Source organism: Corynebacterium sp. HMSC075D04 (assembly GCF_001815635.1).
Lineage (GTDB): Bacteria > Actinomycetota > Actinomycetes > Mycobacteriales > Mycobacteriaceae > Corynebacterium > Corynebacterium coyleae.
This window is the reverse complement of record NZ_KV821327.1, coordinates 1-467: the sequence shown is the minus strand read 5'-3', so window position 1 is coordinate 467 and position 467 is coordinate 1. Positions and strand designations below refer to the sequence as shown.

At 53.3% G+C, this 467-nt stretch carries 1 protein-coding gene; it reads right to left on the bottom strand.

All coding sequences use genetic code 11. The features are described 5' to 3' along the window. Positions 1 to 467: IS3 family transposase (locus HMPREF3048_RS04110; protein ID WP_141758850.1), on the bottom strand; the 467-nt coding region annotated here is incomplete at both ends.

Here is a 467-nt window from a genome sequence, read left to right as displayed (position 1 = left end):
GGGTTCTGCTTCCAAAATTCGGTTTCCACCTCGACCGGGGTTCGGTATCCCAAGCTTTGGTGAAGCCTTGTCTCGTTCCACCATGACACCCACTCGAACGTCGCGATTTCTACCTCGACAACGTCATTCCACCTGCGGGTATGGATCAGCTCGTTCTTGTAGGATCCGTTGACGTTTTCAGCAAGAGCATTGTCGTAGGAGTCACCGACAGTTCCGGTGGAAGCTGTAATGCCGTGTTGGGTAAGTCGCTCGTTGTAGACCACGCTGACGTACTGCGATCCGTGATCCGAATGGTGAATGAGACCTGTTGTTTCCTCAGCACACACGATCGCCTGGTTAAGAGCTTGCAACGGCAGTGCTTCGGTGCGCATGGAATCTGATAACGCCCACCCAACGATCCGTCGAGAGTAAACGTCGGTGACAAACGCGGCGTACACAAAGCCTTTCTTCGTGCGCACATACGTAAT